The 1529-nt window shown below is 60.4% G+C and carries 2 pseudogenes; both read left to right on the top strand.

The window, feature by feature from the left end:
- Nucleotides 1-131 (top strand): annotated as a pseudogene (locus tag FV227_RS30240) (IS630 family transposase); the annotation flags it as partial.
- Between the two features lie 82 nt (nucleotides 132-213).
- A pseudogene (locus FV227_RS28545) lies at nucleotides 214-966 on the top strand (IS5 family transposase).
- Nucleotides 967-1529: the final 563 nt, after the last annotated feature.

Genomic DNA, 1529 nt, shown 5'->3' on the forward strand with positions numbered 1-1529 from the left:
CGAGCGGCCTCGTCGCCACCACCCTGTTCGATGGAGCGACGAGCGGCGAGCGCTTCCTGGCTTACGTGACCGATACCCTGGTCTCGGTGCTGAAGCGCAGCAACACGGTCATCCTCGACAACCTGAGAGCCAGTCCGATAACATCCGGCAGGGGTTGAGTGGCCGGGATGGCGGTGATTCCGGAAGGGTGCTGAAGCCTGATCTGGATGTGCCATGTGGACCCCGACCACTCGCCGGCAGCATAGCCGTTCGCGCCTGCGCTACGAAACCGACCTGACCGATGCGGAATGGGCCGTGATTGCGCCGCTGATGCCGGAGCCGGCCTCGTGCGGTCGGCCCGCCATCTGGACGATGCGCGAGATCTAGAACGCGATCGTCTCAGTGCTGCGGGGCGGCATCGCATGGCGGATGATCCCGAAGGACCTGCCTCCGCGCAGCACGACGTTTGGCTACTTCGCGCGCTGGCGCGACGAGGGCCTGTTCGGTCGGATCAACCATCACCTCGTCATGGCGGATCGCGAGCGGGTCGGTCGAAGCGCCTCGCCCACCGCTGCAGTGCTCGACAGCCAGAGCGTGAAGACCACCGAGAGCGGAGGGCCACGCGGCTACGATGCCGGAAAGAAGATCAAGGGCCGCAAGCGGCAGGCTCTAGTCGACACGGACGGGCGTGCCCTCGTCCTCGACCCGCAGTCCGCCGACGTGCAGGATCGCGATGGGGCCGGACCGGTGCTGCGCCTGTCGCGGCGGACCTTCCCGTTCATCGCCAAAGCCTTCGCTGATGCAGGCTATGCGGGCGACAGGCCCGCGACCGCCACGATCATCACCGTCGACATCGTGCGCAAACCCAAGGATCAGGTCGGCTTTGCCGTGCACCCGCGCCGATGGGTGGTCGAACGCTTCTTCGGCTGGATCAGCCGCAACCGCCGCCTTTGGAAAGACCCGGAGGCGACCCTCGCCTCGGCCTAAGCCTTCCTCTACGCCGCCGCCGTCATGATCCTCGTCCGAAGGCTCGGCCGAGCGGCATGACTTATCGGACGGACTCTAAGGATCGCTCCAGGTCGTCGGGGAATGGGCGACGCGGCGCCGGCGCGCAGAGCAGGCCAACATCGAGCGGCTTCAGCGCGTGCCGTCGGCGCGAACCTTGCCCGCACTGATGAAGGCTTTTTCTCACTTCTCACGCGGCGCTCCCTACAGTGCGGAAAGTTGACCGACATCATCGACCTGTAGGAGGCACCAACTCCGACGTTGGCTAGCACAATCGAGACCCAGGGCCCTTCACGGAAAATGAACCCGTGATTACAATCTTCGAATTACTGGATATAAGCCCTAAATTTTCCATTCAAGTCAGTATATAAGTGATCTAACATGCTACTCAGTATTATTAAGAAGCATTCGCTATTTTTTACTTCGAGACGTTTCTTTGTCTTGGTAATTTGATTTATACCGATTTATAGTACGTCTTAGAAAAATCTTAATAGGCTGTTTTAGCATGCGTGCAACAACCCATATTATTACTACAAGTACTATAA

The organism is Methylobacterium sp. WL119 (assembly GCF_008039875.1).
GTDB lineage: Bacteria > Pseudomonadota > Alphaproteobacteria > Rhizobiales > Beijerinckiaceae > Methylobacterium.